The 15,485-nt window shown below is 67.3% G+C and carries 19 protein-coding genes and 1 tRNA gene; 11 read left to right on the top strand and 9 right to left on the bottom strand.

All coding sequences use genetic code 11. The features are described from left to right. The first annotated feature begins 132 nt into the window (after positions 1–132). The 6 genes from DV709_RS11740 to DV709_RS11715 all read left to right on the top strand — a co-directional run bounded on the left by DV709_RS11740 (position 133) and on the right by DV709_RS11715 (position 3,301). Complete coding sequence (locus tag DV709_RS11740) at positions 133–744, top strand: GNAT family N-acetyltransferase (RefSeq protein WP_157972728.1); 612 nt, start codon at positions 133–135, stop codon at positions 742–744. Between the two features lie 89 nt (positions 745–833). Next, positions 834–1,940 carry a siroheme decarboxylase subunit beta gene (gene ahbB, locus DV709_RS11735; RefSeq protein WP_117594620.1) on the top strand — a complete coding sequence of 369 codons (1,107 nt, stop codon included), beginning with the start codon at positions 834–836 and terminating at the stop codon, positions 1,938–1,940. After that, positions 1,937–2,413: a GNAT family N-acetyltransferase gene (locus tag DV709_RS11730; protein WP_117594619.1), complete on the top strand. Its 477-nt coding sequence runs from the start codon at positions 1,937–1,939 to the stop codon at positions 2,411–2,413. Before ahbB ends, DV709_RS11730 begins: the two co-directional genes overlap by 4 nt. Positions 2,414–2,477: 64 nt before the next feature. Next, complete coding sequence (locus tag DV709_RS11725; protein ID WP_117594618.1) at positions 2,478–2,813, top strand: ferredoxin; 336 nt, start codon at positions 2,478–2,480, stop codon at positions 2,811–2,813. Between the two features lie 86 nt (positions 2,814–2,899). After that, positions 2,900–2,984, top strand: a tRNA-Leu gene (locus DV709_RS11720). A gap of 122 nt (positions 2,985–3,106) precedes the next feature. Continuing rightward, positions 3,107–3,301, top strand: coding sequence for a hypothetical protein (locus DV709_RS11715; RefSeq protein ID WP_117594617.1), 195 nt, complete (start codon positions 3,107–3,109; stop codon positions 3,299–3,301). Between the two features lie 405 nt (positions 3,302–3,706). Here DV709_RS11715 and DV709_RS11710 read toward each other — a convergent pair whose 3' ends face one another. The 5 genes from DV709_RS11710 to DV709_RS11690 form a co-directional block, all read right to left on the bottom strand. Further along, a complete protein-coding gene (locus DV709_RS11710) occupies positions 3,707–5,566 on the bottom strand; it encodes an ABC transporter ATP-binding protein (RefSeq protein ID WP_117594616.1) in 1,860 nt (619 codons plus the stop codon). 63 nt (positions 5,567–5,629) lie between these two features. Then, entirely contained in the window at positions 5,630–6,985 is a 1,356-nt protein-coding gene (locus tag DV709_RS11705) for an LLM class flavin-dependent oxidoreductase (RefSeq protein ID WP_117594615.1), read from the bottom strand. 85 nt (positions 6,986–7,070) lie between these two features. Next, the gene (locus DV709_RS11700) at positions 7,071–7,358 is read right to left on the bottom strand and encodes a winged helix-turn-helix transcriptional regulator (protein ID WP_117594614.1); all 288 of its coding nucleotides are present in this window, start codon (positions 7,356–7,358) and stop codon (positions 7,071–7,073) included. A 134-nt stretch (positions 7,359–7,492) separates the two neighbouring features. Continuing rightward, on the bottom strand, positions 7,493–8,740 hold the full coding sequence (locus DV709_RS11695; RefSeq protein WP_117594613.1) for a carboxylate--amine ligase: 1,248 nt from the start codon (positions 8,738–8,740) through the stop codon (positions 7,493–7,495). Positions 8,741–8,815: 75 nt separating this feature from the next. Next, a complete protein-coding gene (locus tag DV709_RS11690) occupies positions 8,816–9,199 on the bottom strand; it encodes a hypothetical protein (RefSeq protein WP_117594612.1) in 384 nt (127 codons plus the stop codon). 105 nt (positions 9,200–9,304) lie between these two features. On the opposite strand from DV709_RS11690, the gene DV709_RS11685 reads away from it, so the two are divergent. Continuing rightward, positions 9,305–9,805, top strand: coding sequence for a DUF5813 family protein (locus tag DV709_RS11685; RefSeq protein ID WP_117594611.1), 501 nt, complete (start codon positions 9,305–9,307; stop codon positions 9,803–9,805). Positions 9,806–9,859: 54 nt separating this feature from the next. On the opposite strand, the gene DV709_RS11680 is transcribed toward DV709_RS11685, so the two are convergent. Together DV709_RS11680 and DV709_RS11675 are read right to left on the bottom strand one after the other, a co-directional pair. Continuing rightward, a complete protein-coding gene (locus DV709_RS11680) occupies positions 9,860–10,090 on the bottom strand; it encodes an Lrp/AsnC family transcriptional regulator (RefSeq protein ID WP_117594610.1) in 231 nt (76 codons plus the stop codon). Between the two features lie 2 nt (positions 10,091–10,092). Further along, a complete protein-coding gene (locus DV709_RS11675) occupies positions 10,093–10,779 on the bottom strand; it encodes a potassium channel family protein (RefSeq protein WP_117594609.1) in 687 nt (228 codons plus the stop codon). Positions 10,780–10,874: 95 nt separating this feature from the next. Here DV709_RS11675 and DV709_RS11670 point away from each other — a divergent pair, with 95 nt between their 5' ends. Both DV709_RS11670 and DV709_RS11665 read left to right on the top strand, forming a co-directional pair. Continuing rightward, the gene (locus tag DV709_RS11670; RefSeq protein ID WP_117594608.1) at positions 10,875–11,108 is read left to right on the top strand and encodes an Lrp/AsnC ligand binding domain-containing protein; all 234 of its coding nucleotides are present in this window, start codon (positions 10,875–10,877) and stop codon (positions 11,106–11,108) included. Positions 11,109–11,164: 56 nt separating this feature from the next. Next, positions 11,165–12,118, top strand: a complete 954-nt coding sequence (locus DV709_RS11665) for a M48 family metallopeptidase (RefSeq protein ID WP_117594607.1) — start codon at positions 11,165–11,167, stop codon at positions 12,116–12,118. A gap of 28 nt (positions 12,119–12,146) precedes the next feature. On the opposite strand, the gene DV709_RS11660 is transcribed toward DV709_RS11665, so the two are convergent. Beyond that, on the bottom strand, positions 12,147–13,193 hold the full coding sequence (locus DV709_RS11660; protein ID WP_117594606.1) for a thiamine pyrophosphate-dependent dehydrogenase E1 component subunit alpha: 1,047 nt from the start codon (positions 13,191–13,193) through the stop codon (positions 12,147–12,149). A gap of 138 nt (positions 13,194–13,331) precedes the next feature. Between DV709_RS11660 and DV709_RS11655 the strand changes: the two genes are divergently transcribed. Then, complete coding sequence (locus DV709_RS11655; RefSeq protein ID WP_117594605.1) at positions 13,332–13,640, top strand: hypothetical protein; 309 nt, start codon at positions 13,332–13,334, stop codon at positions 13,638–13,640. 186 nt (positions 13,641–13,826) lie between these two features. On the opposite strand, the gene tmk is transcribed toward DV709_RS11655, so the two are convergent. Continuing rightward, complete coding sequence (gene tmk, locus DV709_RS11650) at positions 13,827–14,423, bottom strand: dTMP kinase (RefSeq protein WP_117594604.1); 597 nt, start codon at positions 14,421–14,423, stop codon at positions 13,827–13,829. A 152-nt stretch (positions 14,424–14,575) separates the two neighbouring features. On the opposite strand from tmk, the gene DV709_RS11645 reads away from it, so the two are divergent. Further along, the gene (locus DV709_RS11645) at positions 14,576–15,469 is read left to right on the top strand and encodes a complex I NDUFA9 subunit family protein (protein ID WP_117594603.1); all 894 of its coding nucleotides are present in this window, start codon (positions 14,576–14,578) and stop codon (positions 15,467–15,469) included. Positions 15,470–15,485: the final 16 nt, after the last annotated feature.

Raw genomic sequence — 15,485 nt, 5'->3', positions numbered from 1 at the left:
CGGGCGGAGCAAAAACGTCCCGTTCTCGCCCTCGAAGCCGCCGGAGCCGTCGAGGAAAAACTAGTAAACGTTCGTGTAATTCTAGGCGTTGCATAAAAGGGACTGATGTGTGAGGCCGCCGAACGAGAGCACATGCCAGACCTCATCCCGCTCTCCCGACGAAGCCCAGCCCTCGATGCCGCCGTCTCGCTGTACTGGGAACTGTACGGCGACGCCGAGCGCGGATGGGGGAGTCGGGTCGAGGCCGCGACGCAGTTCGAACGACACGCGGAGTATCCGGGGTACCGGGGATTCGCGGCCGTCGAAGCGGACGAGGTGCTCGGCTTCGTCTACGGCTACACGTCCGCGCCGGGCCAGTTCTACCACGACCAACTCGCTGCCACGCTCGGACCCGACCGGACCAGCGAGTGGCTCGGAGACTGCTTCGAGTTCGTCGAACTCGCCGTCGCCGACGACGCCCGTCGGCAGGGCCTCGGGACCAACCTCCACGACACTGTCCTCGACGGCCTCGCTCACGAGACGAGCGTCCTCACGACCGGCGTCGAGAACGAACCCGCTCGGAGGCTGTACGAACGGAACGGCTGGCGGACTATCCACGACTCCTTCGAGTTGAACGGCACTAACCCGATGGTCGTGATGGGCCGAGAACTCTCGGAGGAGGACGCGAGACCGCTGGCCGAAACCGTCGGCACGGGGGGGCCGTCGGGGTCCCCGAGCGACAGGCGACGGTCCGGCGGCGACTGAGCGAACGGGTCGGGAGCCTCGCGGAGCCTCCCGAGAGAAACCGGCGCCAGTCCGAAACTGGTACGTTCGACGCCTCCTAACACCGAGCGATGGGTCCCGTAGACGCCGACTGGCGTGCCGACCTCGACGCCGTCGACGCCGCACTCGTCGACGAGTACCAAAGCGAGTTCCCCGTCGTCGAACGACCGTTCCGCGTCGTCGGCGAGGAGCTCGGCGTCTCCGAAGACGAAGCGCTCTCGCGGGTCGAACGACTCCGCGAGCGGGGCGTCTTTCGACGGTTCGGCGCGGTGCTCAACCCGCCGGTCATCGGGAGTTCGACGCTCGCGGCGGTGAGCGCGCCCGAAGAGCGCTTCGACGAGGTCGCAGAGATCATCAACGGCTACCGCCAGGTGAACCACAACTACCGCCGCGACCACGAGTGGAACATGTGGTTCGTCGTCACGGCGGGGTCGCGGGAGACGCGCGACCGAATCCTCGGCGAAATCGAGGAGCGAACCGACTGTGCGGTGTTGAACCTCCCGATGCTCACCGACTACTACATCGACCTGGAGTTCCCCGTCGTCAACGACGACCGGTTCGCGAGAGAGACGGTTCCGTCTCCGGAAGCGCGGGCGGAGGACCCGCGGGCGGAGGACCCGCGAACGCGGGAGAACTCCGCGGAGACCACCGTGAGCGCGACGCGCATCAGCGAGGAAGCGACGGGCGGCCTCTCGGCGCTGGAAGCGGCTCTCCTCCTCGAAATCCAGGACGGTTTCCCGCTGTCGGCGACGCCGTACGGGGACGTTGCGGACGCCGTCGACGCCGACGTCGACGACGTGCTCGCTGCGGTTCGACGACTGCTCGACGACGGCTGTATCAAGCGCATCGGCTGCGTCGTCAACCACGTCGTCACCGGCTTCCGGAACAACTGCATGGTGGTCTGGGACATCCCCGACGACGAACTCGACGTCCGCGGCGAGCGCGTCGGGTCGCTGCCGTACGTGACCCTCTGCTACCACCGTCCGCGACGACCCGAGCAGGGGTGGCCGTACAACCTCTTCACGATGATTCACGGCCGCGAGGCCGACGTCGTCGACGAGAAGATAGACGAACTGGCCGCCGAACACCTCCCGTTCGACCACGAGCGACTCTACTCGACGGAGACGCTGAAGCAGACGGGCGCGCAGTACGACGAACTGGTGGGTGACGACCGGTGACGGGCGCCGACGAGCGCGTGAAACTGGTCGAGACCGAGACGGAACGCGCGGACGCCTTCGCCGTCCGCGAGGCGGTGTTCGTCGACGAGCAGGACGTCCCCGAGAGACTGGAGTGGGACGAGTACGACGACGGGGCGCTGCACTTCGTCGCCTACGACGGCGAGGCCGCCGTTGGCGTCGCGCGCCTCCGCCGCGTCGGTGAGAACGAACGCGGCGGTGTCGCCGACGGCGACACTGCGGCCGTCGGCAAACTCGAACGCGTGGCGGTGCTCGAACCGAGACGCGGCGACGGGTGGGGCAAGCGACTCGTCGCGGCCGCAGAGCGCACCGCCCGCGAGGAGGGGTTCGGAGAACTTCGACTGCACGCCCAGACCCACGTCGAGACGTTCTACCGCGACCTCGGCTACGAGACGACGAGCGACGTGTTCGAGGAGGCGGGAATCCCGCACATCGAGATGGAGAAGTCGCTGTAGTCCGGGGTCGGCGCTCGGCGCGGGACCGACAGAGGAAAGGTCGACCTGTCGCTATCTGTTCCCGATGAGCGACGACGGCGTCAAGAAGCCGAGCGAGTTCGGCGGCGAGGGTCCCCCCGTAGCGGAGAAGCCGTACAAGATAATCTTCGAGGCCAACAAGTGCTTCGGGGCGGGGCGCTGCGCGGAAGTGGCCGACAACTGGGAGATGGACCTCGCCTCCGGCCTGGCGAAGGCGAGGTCGTACTACATCGGCGAGGACGAACTCGACGAGAACGTCCGCGCCGCCGAGGTCTGTCCGGCGAAGAAGGGCGACGGGGTCATCCACGTCATCGACCGTCGCACGGACGAGGAGATCGCACCGAACCCCCACGGCGACGGGACGCTGAGCGTCGACTGGTGAGCGTCGGCCGAAGACGGGCGACCGGAGTTCGGCGCACGACCGCGTACCGAAACCGACTTGCGGGGGACGCCGGTACGACAGTGTGCGCGAGGGTGGCTGAGCCAGGCCAAAAGCGGCGGGCTTAAGACCCGCTTCCGTAGGGATTCGCGAGTTCAAATCTCGTCCCTCGCATCGATTTCTCGCCGGAGGACGCGACGACGCTGTAGCGATGGCGACGCCGACCGAGTCGAAATCGTAGCCAGCTAACAGAACCGAACTTACTCAAGGATGGCTAATGACATCTAATTAGAGCCATGACCGACCTCGCCTCGACCGCCCCGACGCGCTTCGACCTGATACTGTTCGTGATGGGTGTCGCGCTGTTCGGCGGCGGGGCGCTCGGAGCGCTGACGGTCGTTCCGTTCTCTCTGGCCGGCGGTGCCGGGACGGCCGTCGCGGGGGCGGCGATGTTCGAGGGACTCGCTCGGAACCCGCCGACCGAGTCGTAGCGGTCGAGTGCTGCTGTGGGTCGCGTCGGCGGTCGAGTGCTGCAGCGGGTTGCCTCGGCGGTCGAATACTGCGACATCGAACGCCGACCGGCGTCGTCGCTCGTCGAACACGCTCGTTCGAGTACACGCTCGTATCTATCGGTGGCTATCGCTCGTCGGTCGTTGTTTCAGCGAAAGGGGTAAACGCCGCACCCGTGAGAAAAGCAAGGGTGCAGCGTTTGCCGCCCTGAATTGGTCCCCGCTGACGCTTCGGCCCTCCAAAGCGAAGCGTCACCTGAACACAGACTCCCCGCCTACTTAAGCGTGGCGCAGACGGCAGAGGGCGGGGGATGACTGGTCGGTCAGTTAGAGAGTCGTCGGAGCGTGAGCGCCCGCGCGACGGCGTACGGCCCCGGGTCCGCGAGGTCAGTCGTCCCCCGACTCGGTCGAGACCGCTGCCTGCGCGGCCCACAGCGAGGCGTACTCGCCGCCGGTGGCGTGGAGTTGACTGTGGGACCCGCGCTCCGCGATTCGGCCGTCGTCGAGCACGAGAATCTCGTCGGCGTTCGTCACCGTCGAGAGGCGGTGGGCGATGACGAGCGTCGTCCGGTCCTCCGTGAGCCGTTCCAGCCCGCGCTGGATGCGCCGTTCGGTCTCGGTGTCGACCGCCGACGTCGCCTCGTCGAGCACGAGAATCGGGGCGTCCGCGAGCGCCGTCCGCGCGATGGAGAGCCGTTGCCGCTGACCGCCGGAGAGCTTCACGCCGCGCTCGCCGATTCGCGTGTCGTACCCCTCCGGAAGCCCCTCGATGAACTCGTGGGCCTCCGCGATTTTGGCGGCCTCGACCATCTCCTCCTCCGTCGCGTCGAACGCCCCGTAGCGGAGGTTCTCGGCGACGCTGCCGTCGAAGAGGAACGTCTCTTGGCCGACGTAGCCGACGGCGCCGCGCAACTCGGTGAGCGAGGTCTCGCGCACGTCGACGCCGTCGACGCGGACGGAACCGTCACTCACGTCGTACAAGCGGGGGAGCAGTTTTAGAATCGTCGACTTTCCGGCACCCGTCGGTCCGACGAGCGCCAGCGTCTCGCCCGGTTCGACGGCGAAGCTCACGTCCGAGAGCACCTGCTCGCTCTCGTCGTACGAGAACGAGACCGAGTCGTACTCGACGCGACCCGAGACGGCGTCGAGCGAAACGGGGTCGTCGGGGTCGTCGATGCTCGCTGGCATGTCGCGGAGCGCGTAGATACGCCGCGTCGACGCGAGCGCGTTCTCGTACCACTCGACGATGCGGCCCGACTCGCTGACCGGCGCGACGAGTTGCTGTGCGAGTGTGACGAACGTGACGAACGTCCCGATTCGAAGCGCGCCGCTGGCGTACGGCGGCGGGCCGACGACTAGCCAGTAGCCCCCGACGGCGAACGTCGCCAGAAACGTCATCCCGCCGATGAACTGCATCCCCGGTTGGTAGATTCCGGAGAGTTTGATGACGGTCATTATCTGGTCGAAGTACTCCTTCGAGGCGTCGCGGACGCGTTCGGCCTCGTAGCGCTCGGTCGCCGTCGTCTTGATGAGGTCGATGCCAGAAAGGTTGTTCTCCAGTCGGGTGTTCATCCCACCGATGCTCGACCGGACGGCCGCGTAGACGGGTTCGACGCGCGTCATGAACCAGTAGGTGAAACCCGCGAGCACGGGGACGAACACGAGCGTGACGACGGCGAGTTGCCAGTTGAGGTAGAACAACACGCCCGCGATGCCGAGCACCATCACGAACAGGCGGATGGTGCTCTCCAGGGCGTTGTCGAAGAACACCTCCAGATTGTTCACGTCGTTGTTCAGCACCGACATTATCTCGCCGGTCTGCTTGTCGTCGAAGAAGGCCATGTCGAGCGCCTGCATCCGCTCGTAGGTGTCGACTCGGAGGAAATGTTCGATACGGTGCGCGAACAGGTTCAGCGTCACCGTCCGCCCCCACGACGCCACCGCGGCGACGACGAACGACCCCGCGATGAGCGCGATAGAGAGCGTCAACTGTTCGGGAACCGTCTCCGGGAGCCACGCCCCGGGGACGAGGGGGAGGCTGTACGCGCTTGGACCCTGGTCGACGGCGTTGAGGGTGACGCCGAGCAGCAGCGGCGGAACGAGGTTCGCCGCGCGAGAGAGAAAACTCGTCAGGACGCCGAGGGTCAGCCACCGCAACTCCGGCACACCGTACTCGGCGAACACCCGCTGTATCGGGCGCTCGACCCGGTCGGCGAGGGCCTGAAATGACGTGTTTGCGTCGGTCACTACACGCTACGGGTCACGCAGACGACAAAATCCCATCGCAACCGGCGTGAGAGGTCGGGTTTTCTACTGCTTCGCCGGATGGTCGTCTCGAAGCCGACTCTGCCCCGCCCCCAACACGTTCTCGCGCAGCGTCCCGCCCTTGTACTCCTCGCGTAGCAGTCCGCGCTCGCGGAGCACGGGCACGACGAGGTTCACGAAGTCGTTCAGCGTGCCCGGACGCGAGATCTCCTTGACGTTGAAGCCGTGGACGCCGACCTCCTCGAACCAGTACTGGAGGTCGTCGGCGACCTGTTCGGGCGTGCCGACGACGACGGGCGAGGTCGAGCCGAGTCCCGAGAACTCCGCCACCTCGCGGACGGTCCACTCGCGGTCGGGGTCGTTCTTCGTGAAGGCGTTCATCGCGCCCTGAATCGCGTCCGTCTCGATGTGTTCGACCTTCTGGTCGGGGTCTAACTGCGAGAGGTCCATGTCCAGAAAGCCCGAGAGCATCGTGAGCGTTCCCTCGGTGCTGACGTGCTCGCTGAAGCTCTCGTGTTTCTCGCGGGCCAGTTTCTCGGTTTCGCCGACGATGGGGACGATTCCGGGGAAGAAGAGCAAGGAGTCGGGGTCGCGGCCGCGGTCGGCGGCGCGTTCGCGCATGTCCTCGATGTAGCTCCGTGTTCCGGTCTCGGTGGGTTGGCTCACGAACACGGCTTCGGCGTTGTCGGCGGCGAACTCGCGCCCGCGGTCCGACGACCCGGCCTGATACAGCACCGGCGTCCGCTGCGGCGACGGTTCGCAACTGTGCGGACCGGGCACCGAGAAGAACTCGCCCTCGAAGTCGATGGCGTGGACCTTCTCGGGGTCGGCGTACATCCCGCGCTCGCGGTCCTGAATCACGGCGTCCTCCTCCCAACTGTCCTCCCAGAGCGCGTAGCACACCTGCATGAACTCGTCGGCGCGGTCGTAGCGCGTCCCTCGGTCCATCCGCTCGTCGAGGCCGAGGTTCTCGGCGGCGCTTTCGAGGTAGGAGGTGACGACGTTGAACGCGATGCGGCCGTCGGTGAGGTGGTCGAGCGTCGAGAGTTCGCGGGCGAGTTGGTACGGGTGGGTGTACGTCGTCGAGCGCGTGACGGCGAATCCGAGATGGTCCGTCACCTCGGCCATCGCGGGGACGAGCGCCTGCGGGTCGTTCGCCGGCGTCTGGATGGCGTTGCGAATCGCCGAATCGCGGTCGCCGCCGTACACGTCGTAGATGCCGCGCACGTCGGCGAAGAAGACGGCGTCGAAGCCGCCTCGCTCGGCGGTTCTGGCGACTTCGGTCCAGTAGTCGCGGTCGGTGTAGCGGTGCGACTGGTCGCCCGGGTAGGTCCACCGCCCCGGCGAGACGTGCTCCACCGAGTTCATCGTGAAGAGGTTGAGATGCATCCGCTCGGTCATTGGCGGACGCAGGGGAGGGAGGGAGTAATAGGTGGGCGATACCGGCGGCTCACGTGGGGTAGCGGTGACGGAGGGCGAGAACCGATTACGACTCGTACTGTCGAATCGCGGCGGCGAACTGCGGGTGGAGATACGGATTGCCGTCGTCGTCGCGCTGAATTAGGGTGCCGCCGTGGACCTGCTCTTCGAGCGTGTCGACGCGTTTGGAGACGGTGCGCTCGGTGTAGCCGGTCGCTTCGGCGAGCTCGTCTTCGGTGAGCGGTTCGTCCGCCTCGGCGAGCGCGACGAGAATCTCCCATTCGGACTTCTTCAGCCGACCGTCGAGTAGTTCGACGAGTCGGTCGACGTTGTTTTGAGCCTCAGTCTCAGCCATACATCGAACAGACAGCGTACTGAGTTGAAATGACTTGTGTGTTGCCGCCGGAAAATCACGTGAACGGGACACATTCGCCGACTCCGCCGGTTCCCCGACGCCGCGCGTCCGCGACACGCGAAGGCGGGCGCGTCTCAGCAGGAGCAGTAGTAGTCGCGTCGGCCGAACTCGGTTCCGAGGAGTTTGGCCGTCGGGGTCGGGTCCGACGGCCGGTAGACGCCCGTCGTCAGCGTCCCCGACGATTCGAACGACCCGGCAACCAGCGCCGCCCAGTCGCCGTCCGACAGCACGTCGCGGAACGAGTCGTCCGTCGAGAGCAGCGTCAGATAGTCGCGGAGGTACACCCAGCGGGCGTCGCCGACCGACTCGGCCGCGCCCGCAACGTCGTACTGTACGTCGTCGACGACCGCCGAGTACGCGGCCAACGGCAGGTTCGCCCCGGCGGCGACGGGCATGGAGATCCACTTCCACGGGCGCGTGTTGATGTCGAGGAGGACGTACTCACCGCGGTCGGCGTCGTAGACGAACTCGGACTCGCTGATGCCGTGGTAGCCCGTCCGCTCCAAGACCGCCAGCGCGCGCTCGCGGATTTCGGGCCGGTCTGTCGTCTCGACGACGCACGACGTGCCGAACGCCTGCGGGTAGCGGACGCGGGCGTTGCCGACGACCGACAGCGTCTCCCCGTCGGGCGAGATGTAGGAGGCGAGCGACGCGTCGCGGCCCTGCGCGATGTTCACTTTCTCCTGCGCCAGGAGTTCGACGTCGGCCGCTTCGGCGGCTTCGAGCGTCTCGTACAGCTCCTCGCGGTCGTCGACCTCCACGACGTTCGTCCCGAGCGCCTCCTCGCCCTCGCGCTTCAGCGCGGGTTTGAGCACGAACGGGAAGCCAAGCGCCTCCGCGGCGGCGTCGGGGTCGTCTTCGTCGAGCCAGTACGTCTCGGGGTACGGGACCTCCAGTTCCTCGGCGAGGCGGTAGAGCGACGACTTGTCCAGCACGGCGTCGATTCCCTTCTTCTCCGAGAACGGGAGTCTGACGCCCTCGGGCTCGGTTCCCGCGAACGCGTGGACCCACTCGTCCATACAGCCGAAAGCGACGAGGTCGGTGCCCGCGGCGTCGGCGAGCGCTTCGAGGTCTCTCCTGAACCCCTCGCGGTCGTCCAGCGGGTAGGTGACGCGCCCGGCGAAGTCGACGGCGTCCGAGGGCGGCGCGACGCCGTCGCCGGAGCGGTCGAGAGCGACGACCGGAACGTCGTGGGCGTCGAGCGCCCGCGCGACGCTCAGTCCCGTGATGTGCGCGTTGGCGACGACGGCCGGTGGCCGGTCGAACTCCGCCTCGGTGACGGCCTCCAGCAAGTCGTCCGTTTCGAGAAACCGGTCTGCCATGGCCGGTCGTTTCGGTGCGACCGATAAAAGCCCGTCAATAGCGGACAGCGGGACCGATATCTGGGTCGCTCGTCGCTACGGCGCAACGAACGCCTCGCCGTAGAGCGGAATCGTGAAGAGCAGGAGCGCGAGCGCAGCGACGAGAGCGGTCGTGGTGACCACTCGCCGCTTCGCGGAGCGGTCGACGTAGGCGACGTACCCGCCGAGGACGACTATCGCGAGTTGCACGCCGAGTTCGACGAACGAGGCGGTGTACCCGAGCACGCCCGGCCGGAGCAGGAGAACCACCATCGCCGCGGAGAGCGCGGTCCCGGCCGTCATCGCCACAGTCGTCGCCGCGCGCCGACCGACGGCCCTCGCGGCAAGCACGGTCAACGCGACGTTGAGGAGGATTCGAAGACCGACGAACGCCGTCAGGCCGAGGGGGTTCGACCACCCCGGGAAGAGCCACTCGAACATCTGTCGACCGAGAATCCCGGACGACGTGTAAATAGGTTGTCGTCACCGCGGCGACGACGTCGCAGACGCGAGTCGCTTTTCTCCCGCGAGCGCCTTCTCCCACCGATGACCGACGTTCCCGACCGCGTGCACCGCGCCTTCCGCGACCACGCGTCGTTCGAGAGAGTGGACGAGACGACGTACGAATCCGTGAAGAGCCCCTTCGAGGGCGTCGTCGAGGTGTCGCCGGGCGAAGACGGCAAAATCGCCTACGACGTGACCGTCCGCGTGCCGATGCTCGACGAGGTGACCGACGACGAGGTCGCCGACGTCGTCGAGGAGGGTTGGTACGAGACGTTCGAACTCCGCGTCGTCGACGTGGGCGGCGTCACCGCCGTCGAACGCGACCTCGACCCCGCGGTGTCGGAGACGGGCCGCCACGCGACCGTCGAAATGGCGTTCGAGGACATCAACGAGCGTCGCGGCGTCGACGACGCGGGCGCGCTCGTCGACTTCGTCGAGGGGACGTACGCGCAGGGCATCATCCCCGGCTACGACTACACCGAGCCGGTGTCGTCGATGCTCTCGCAGGCGTATCAGGCCGGCGGGAGCGACCCCGTCGAGTAGGCGACTCCGTCGAGTAGAAACGAGACGGGCGAACGCGGAGGCCGGTCGCCGCGTTCAGTCCATCGAGATGTACGTCTGCGTGTCCTCGACGCCGTCGATGCCCTGAATCTGCGTCGCGGAGATGTTCTTGACCTCCGCGGGCGTGTCGACGGTCACCTTGGCGATGATGTCGACGTCTCCGGCGACGATGTGGGCGTCGACGACGCCGTCGAGCGACGATATCTCGCTGCGCAGTCGTTCGGCTTCGCCGGTGTTCGCTTTCACCATCACGTAGGCGGTGACCACGCTCAGTCACCCCCCACGGCGGCGGCCATCGAACTGTCGCCGACGAGCAGTTGACGCACCTCGTCGAGCACCGAGAAGTCCGCGAGCACGGCCACGCGGTCGCCCGTCTCCACCGAGTCGTCGGGGAGGGGTATCCCCATCGGGTCGCCGTCCTTGCCGAACGCGAGGATGCGCGACTCCGACGGGAGCGCGACCTCGCTTATCGTGTAGCCGTTCATCGGCGACTCGTCGGTGACCGTGATGAGAAGCACCTGGAGGCTCTGGGCGACGTCGGCGATGGCGCGAATCGACCCGCCGAGTAGCGCGTTCTTCGCGCCGATAGCGCCGAGTCGCTCCGGGTAGACGATCTCGTCGACCTCCTGGGCGTACTTCTGGTAGATCTCCTCGCGGTAGTCCTCGTCGATGCGCATCACCGTTCGACAGCCGTGGTGCTTACCGATCATGCAGGCCGCGAAGTTGGCGTTCAGGTCGCTCGTGAGCGCGCCGAGCGCGTCGGCCTCGTCGACGCCCGCGGACTCCAGTATCGGTTCGCGGGAGCCGTCTCCGTCGACGACCTCGAACCCGCTGGCACGGGCGCGTTCGGCTTGGTCGCCGTCCCGTTCGATGAGCGTCACGTCGTGACCCTCCTCGCGGAGGACGCGGGCGGTTCGGAGCCCGACACGACCGGCGCCAATGATAACAAACCGCATGGGACGGCGTACGTCGGCGGGGGAGAATAACCTTGCCCCGGTCGCGGTCCGCCCCGGGGGAAGGCTTTTGCCACGTTACGGAGTAACACACCACGATGGTTCACGCGTTCATCATGGTGAAAACGGGAGCCGGAGAGTCAGAGCAGTTAGTCGCGCCGATCCGAGACCTCGAACGGGTGACCGAGGCGCACATCGTGGCGGGCGCGTACGACCTCATCGTGGAAGTCGACGCGGAGGAGGTGTACGACGTGCTCAAAACCTCCTCGTCGGGGATTCAGGGGCTCCAGGGCGTCACCGATACGAAGACGTACATCTCGCTCGGCGAGTGAGAGGCTGCGGGAGCCACCGACAACAACTGTTTGAACCGACCCGGCGTACCTCACCTATGCGACTCCTCTTCCGCACGTTCGCGGCCGTGGTGGGACTGTCGCTTCTGGCGTTCTACGCCGTCTTGGCCGTCCTGACGTACCGGTTTCTCGTCCTCCTCTGGTCGGTCCGGCCCGACCCCGCAACGAGCGTCGCCCTCGTCGGCGGCGTCGTCCTCCTGACGGCGTGGGCCAACTACCGCTTCGGCACGTCGAGACTGTTGGCGAGCGTCGAAGCGAGTCGACTCCTGCCCGAGCGCGCGCCGGGGCTCTACCGCCGCCTCGACGCGCTGTCCGAGCGCATGGAGATCGCGACGCCGACGGTGTACGTCGCCCGACTCGCCGCGCCGAACGCGTTCGCCCTCGGCGGACCGAGAGACGGCATCGTCGTCGTCGACCGCTCGCTGTTTCGGATGCTCTCGGGCGACGAGTTCGAGGCGCTGTTGGCGCACGAACTCGCGCACCTGGAGGGGTACGACGGGTTGGTGCAGACGTTCGCTTTCAGCGCGCTCCGAACCGTCGTCAGCGTGCTCGCCGTCGCGCTGTTACCCGTCGCGCTGTTCCTCGAGGGCGTCGCCCGGGCGACGGCGTGGCTCCGCGGCACGCCGACGGCGACGCCGCTGTCGAACGGCGGGTACGGCGTCGGCGGCGTCGTCACGCTCGTCGCGGTCGGGTTGACGCTGTTCGTCCGGGCGTACTCGCGGCGGCGGGAGTTCGCCGCCGACGACAGAGCCGTCGAGGTGACGGGGCGGCCGCTGTCGCTCGCTCGCGCACTCGAGCGACTCCAGCAGGCGACGGAGTCGCCGTTGAGCCGCTTTTTCGGCCTCCCGGCCCCGCCGACGCCGGGGCCCGAAGACGAGACGCGACTCGGCCGATTGCTGTCGACGCACCCACCGCTGGAAGCGCGTATCGAACGGTTAGTCGAGAGCGCCGAGGAGCGGGACGCGGCGGCGCGGTCGATTCCGATTCGGTGAGTCGACCGCTCTCGAACCGACGCGAGCGCTATCGGTCCAGTTCCTGGGGGTCGTGGGTTTCGATCGAGCGGTGCATCCGCTCGCGCTGGGCTTCGAGCTCCGGCGGCAGCGACTCGTAGACGAAGTCGAACAGTTCGTCGGGGTCGGCGCGGGGACCGGATTCGGCGACTTCGACCGCCTCGGACAGCTCCTCGTTGGCGTCGTCGTACGCGCTCTCGACGAACTCGTCGTCGACGAGGCCCTCCGCGCGGAGGAACTCCTCGAACCGTTCGAGCGGGTCGCGGGTGCGCCACTCGGGGAGGTCGGGGTCGTCGTCGCGGTAGACGGAGGGGTCGTCGGCGGTCGTGTGCGCGCCGCGGCGGTAGGTGAGGCTCTCGACCAGCACGGGCGAACCGTTTCGAGCGGCTTCGAGCCCCTGCTCGACCGCCTCGCGGACCGCGAGCGGGTCGTTGCCGTCGACCTGGATCCCCTCGAGACCGTACGCCTCGGCTTTGACGGCGATAGACTCGCTGGCGGTCTGTCGCTCGCGCGGCAGTGAGATGGCCCAGTCGTTGTTCTCACAGAAGAAGACGACCGGCGCGTCGAACACGCCCGCGAAGTTCAGCCCCTCGTGGAAGTCGCCCTCGCTCGTCGCGCCGTCGCCGAAGCAGACCAACATCGCCTCGTCGTTTCCCCGGTAGTTGCGCGCCATCCCCGCGCCGGCGGCGTGCGGAATCTGGCTGGCGATGGGAACCGCCTGCGGGAACACCGGCACGTCGTGGTCGGAGTGGTACTCGGGGTAGCCGCGCCGGAAGCGGAGGATGTCGCTCATCGGGACGCCGCGGGCGATCTGGAGCGCGTTCGAACGGTAGGTCGGGAAGAGCCAGTCGTCGTCGGCCATCGCGTGGGCCGCGCCGACCTGCGACGCCTCTTGTCCGAGAAACGGGGGATACCCGCTCATCCACCCGCGCCGCTGTAGCGCGAGCGCGCGCTCGTCGAATCGCCGCGTTCGGACCATGTCGACGTACGCCGCCCGGGCGTCGTCGGCCGAGAGCGACGACTCCGAGAGCGACCGGTCGTCGATGAGTCGATGCATGACTGTGCAGTCGGTGATTGTTCGTGATAAAGTGGGTCGGTTTAGCACGGCGACAGTCGGAGCGAATCGGCGTCGTCGTCGTTTCGGCGCTCGCCCCGGTTCCGACAGCCCAAAGAGCGAGCGGCCCGTAGGCGGACCATGGTCTCGGTCCTCGGACTGGTCGTGCTCGGGGTCGCGTTCGTCGCCCACACGTTCGTCGCAGCGGTCATAACGCGATTTCTCCGCCTGCGGTTGGACACGCAGTGGGGGATGGTACTGTACGCCGTCGTCCTCGTTCCGGCCGCACTGGTGGCGCTGACGCTCGTCACCGGACAGCTCGTCTCGGTCGAACTCGGACAGATGGGAACGCTCGGCCTGCTGGTCGGGATGCCGCTGGCGCTCGGATTCACCATCGACGTGCTCTACATGCCCTCGCCCGACGAGTACGACCTGCCCGAGACGCCGTAGCGGTCTCAGACTCGACCGCTCGACCACCCGCTCGCCGAGGTAGTCGCTGCATCCCGACAGAAGGAGGAGGAGAAAGACCACCGCGAGTGAAGCGAGCGGAGGGTATCGCCGCAGACGTCCGAGGCGGAACACACCGACCTGCCGCACGCGAGACGCGACGCCGGGTTCCGCGTCGACTCGGTTCGTTCAGTCGCCGCGGGCGTCGACCAACCGGTCGACGGCCTCTTCGACCCGGTCGATGACCTCCTCGGGCGATTTCGTCGCGTCGACGCGGACGAAGCGGTGCCGTTCCGCGTCGATGAGGCGCTCGTAGTTCGCGCGGACCGAGGCGAGATACTCCGCCTGCTCGAACTTGTTGGTCGCGCCGCTTCGCGCCGCCGCCGTCTCCGGGTCGACGTCGAAGTAGATGGTCGCGTCCGGCGGACGGGTGAAAGCGGCGTGGATGCCGCGGATGTACTCCAGGGGACGGTTTATCTCGGACTGCTGGAGTTCGACGGCCTGATACGCGTACCGCGAGTCCGAGTAGCGGTCGGAGATGACGAGTTCGCCGTCGGCCAGCGCGGGTCGAATCACCCGCGAGAGGTGGTCGGCGTGGTCGGCCGTGAAGAGAAACAGCGAGGCCAGCGGGTCGGCGTCGTCGTCGCGGATGGCGCGGTCGACCGCGTCGCCGTACCAGGAGTTCGTCGGTTCGCGGGTGAAGACGGCGTCGGGGTGCGAGTCGTGCAACGCCTCCCACACCGTCGTCTTGCCGCTGCCGTCGAGACCCTCCAGCGTGATGAGCATGTCCGGGTGGTGTCGGTGGCCGCGCTTAAGCGTTGATAGCTCTCCGCGTCGGACGCGGCGGGGCGCAAAAACGGTCGATTCGACCGGAAAGACGGCCAACTGGGAGCAAATAGCGCGGTAGCTTTACGTTCAGTCCGTCCGACAGTACGCGCATGAAAGTGCTCGTCGTCGGCGGAACTGGGTTCGTCGGAACGCACCTCGCAGCGGAACTGCTCGACCGCGGTCACGAGGTGACGGTGCTGTCGAGAAGTCCCGAAAGCGACGACCTGCCGCCGGGCGTCGAAACCGCCCGCGGCGACGTGACCGCCTACGACTCCATCGAGGGGGCGTTCGAAGGGAAGGACGTCGCCGTCAACCTCGTCGCGCTGTCGCCGCTTTTCAAACCCAGCGGCGGCGACGAGAAACACTTCGAGGTCCACCTCGGCGGCACCGAGAACGTCGTGAAAGCCGCCGAGGAGCACGGCGTTTCGAAGCTCGTCCAGATGAGCGCGCTCGGGGCGGACCCGAACGGCCCGACGGCGTACATCCGGTCGAAGGGCGAAGCCGAGGACGTCGTGAGGAGCTCCGAGCTCGACTGGGTCGTCTTCCGACCCTCGGTCATCTTCGGCGACGGCGGCGAGTTCGTCCCCTTCACGAAGAAGCTCGCGCCGCCGTACCTCACCCCGCTTCCGGGCGGCGGGAAAACCGGGTTCCAGCCGATCTGGGTCGGCGATATCGCGTCGATGCTCGCCGACGCCGCGGAGGACGACGACCACGTGGGACAGGTGTACGAGATCGGCGGGCCGGAGAAGCTGACGCTCGCGGAGGTAGCGAGGAAAGCCCACGGTGCGGAGGGTCGATCCGTGAACGTCGTACCAGTGCCGATGGGATTGGCCGGCATCGGCCTCGGCATCGGCGGGAAGATACCCGGGTTCCCGATGGGGAGCGACCAGTACCGGTCGCTGCAGTTCGACAACACGACCGACGACAACGACATCGACGCGTTCGGCAAGCGCGCGTCCGACCTGAAGACGCTCGACGCGTATCTCCGCGATTCGTCGCGGTAAACCCCGGTAACGGCGG

Source organism: Haloprofundus halophilus (assembly GCF_003439925.1).
GTDB classification, from domain to species: Archaea; Halobacteriota; Halobacteria; order Halobacteriales; family Haloferacaceae; genus Haloprofundus; species Haloprofundus halophilus.
The sequence above is the reverse complement of the archived record's forward strand: the minus strand, read 5'-3'. Positions and strand labels throughout refer to the sequence as shown.

Coding starts and splice junctions, on each gene's coding strand:
- DV709_RS11740 (WP_157972728.1), top strand. CDS start 133: ATGCCAGACCTCATCCCGCTCTCCCGACGAAGCCCAGCCCTCGATGCC.
- ahbB (WP_117594620.1), top strand. CDS start 834: ATGGGTCCCGTAGACGCCGACTGGCGTGCCGACCTCGACGCCGTCGAC.
- DV709_RS11725 (WP_117594618.1), top strand. CDS start 2,478: ATGAGCGACGACGGCGTCAAGAAGCCGAGCGAGTTCGGCGGCGAGGGT.
- DV709_RS11715 (WP_117594617.1), top strand. CDS start 3,107: ATGACCGACCTCGCCTCGACCGCCCCGACGCGCTTCGACCTGATACTG.
- DV709_RS11705 (WP_117594615.1), bottom strand. CDS start 6,985: ATGACCGAGCGGATGCATCTCAACCTCTTCACGATGAACTCGGTGGAG.
- DV709_RS11700 (WP_117594614.1), bottom strand. CDS start 7,358: ATGGCTGAGACTGAGGCTCAAAACAACGTCGACCGACTCGTCGAACTA.
- DV709_RS11695 (WP_117594613.1), bottom strand. CDS start 8,740: ATGGCAGACCGGTTTCTCGAAACGGACGACTTGCTGGAGGCCGTCACC.
- DV709_RS11690 (WP_117594612.1), bottom strand. CDS start 9,199: ATGTTCGAGTGGCTCTTCCCGGGGTGGTCGAACCCCCTCGGCCTGACG.
- DV709_RS11685 (WP_117594611.1), top strand. CDS start 9,305: ATGACCGACGTTCCCGACCGCGTGCACCGCGCCTTCCGCGACCACGCG.
- DV709_RS11675 (WP_117594609.1), bottom strand. CDS start 10,779: ATGCGGTTTGTTATCATTGGCGCCGGTCGTGTCGGGCTCCGAACCGCC.
- DV709_RS11670 (WP_117594608.1), top strand. CDS start 10,875: ATGGTTCACGCGTTCATCATGGTGAAAACGGGAGCCGGAGAGTCAGAG.
- DV709_RS11665 (WP_117594607.1), top strand. CDS start 11,165: ATGCGACTCCTCTTCCGCACGTTCGCGGCCGTGGTGGGACTGTCGCTT.
- DV709_RS11660 (WP_117594606.1), bottom strand. CDS start 13,193: ATGCATCGACTCATCGACGACCGGTCGCTCTCGGAGTCGTCGCTCTCG.
- DV709_RS11655 (WP_117594605.1), top strand. CDS start 13,332: ATGGTCTCGGTCCTCGGACTGGTCGTGCTCGGGGTCGCGTTCGTCGCC.
- tmk (WP_117594604.1), bottom strand. CDS start 14,423: ATGCTCATCACGCTGGAGGGTCTCGACGGCAGCGGCAAGACGACGGTG.
- DV709_RS11645 (WP_117594603.1), top strand. CDS start 14,576: ATGAAAGTGCTCGTCGTCGGCGGAACTGGGTTCGTCGGAACGCACCTC.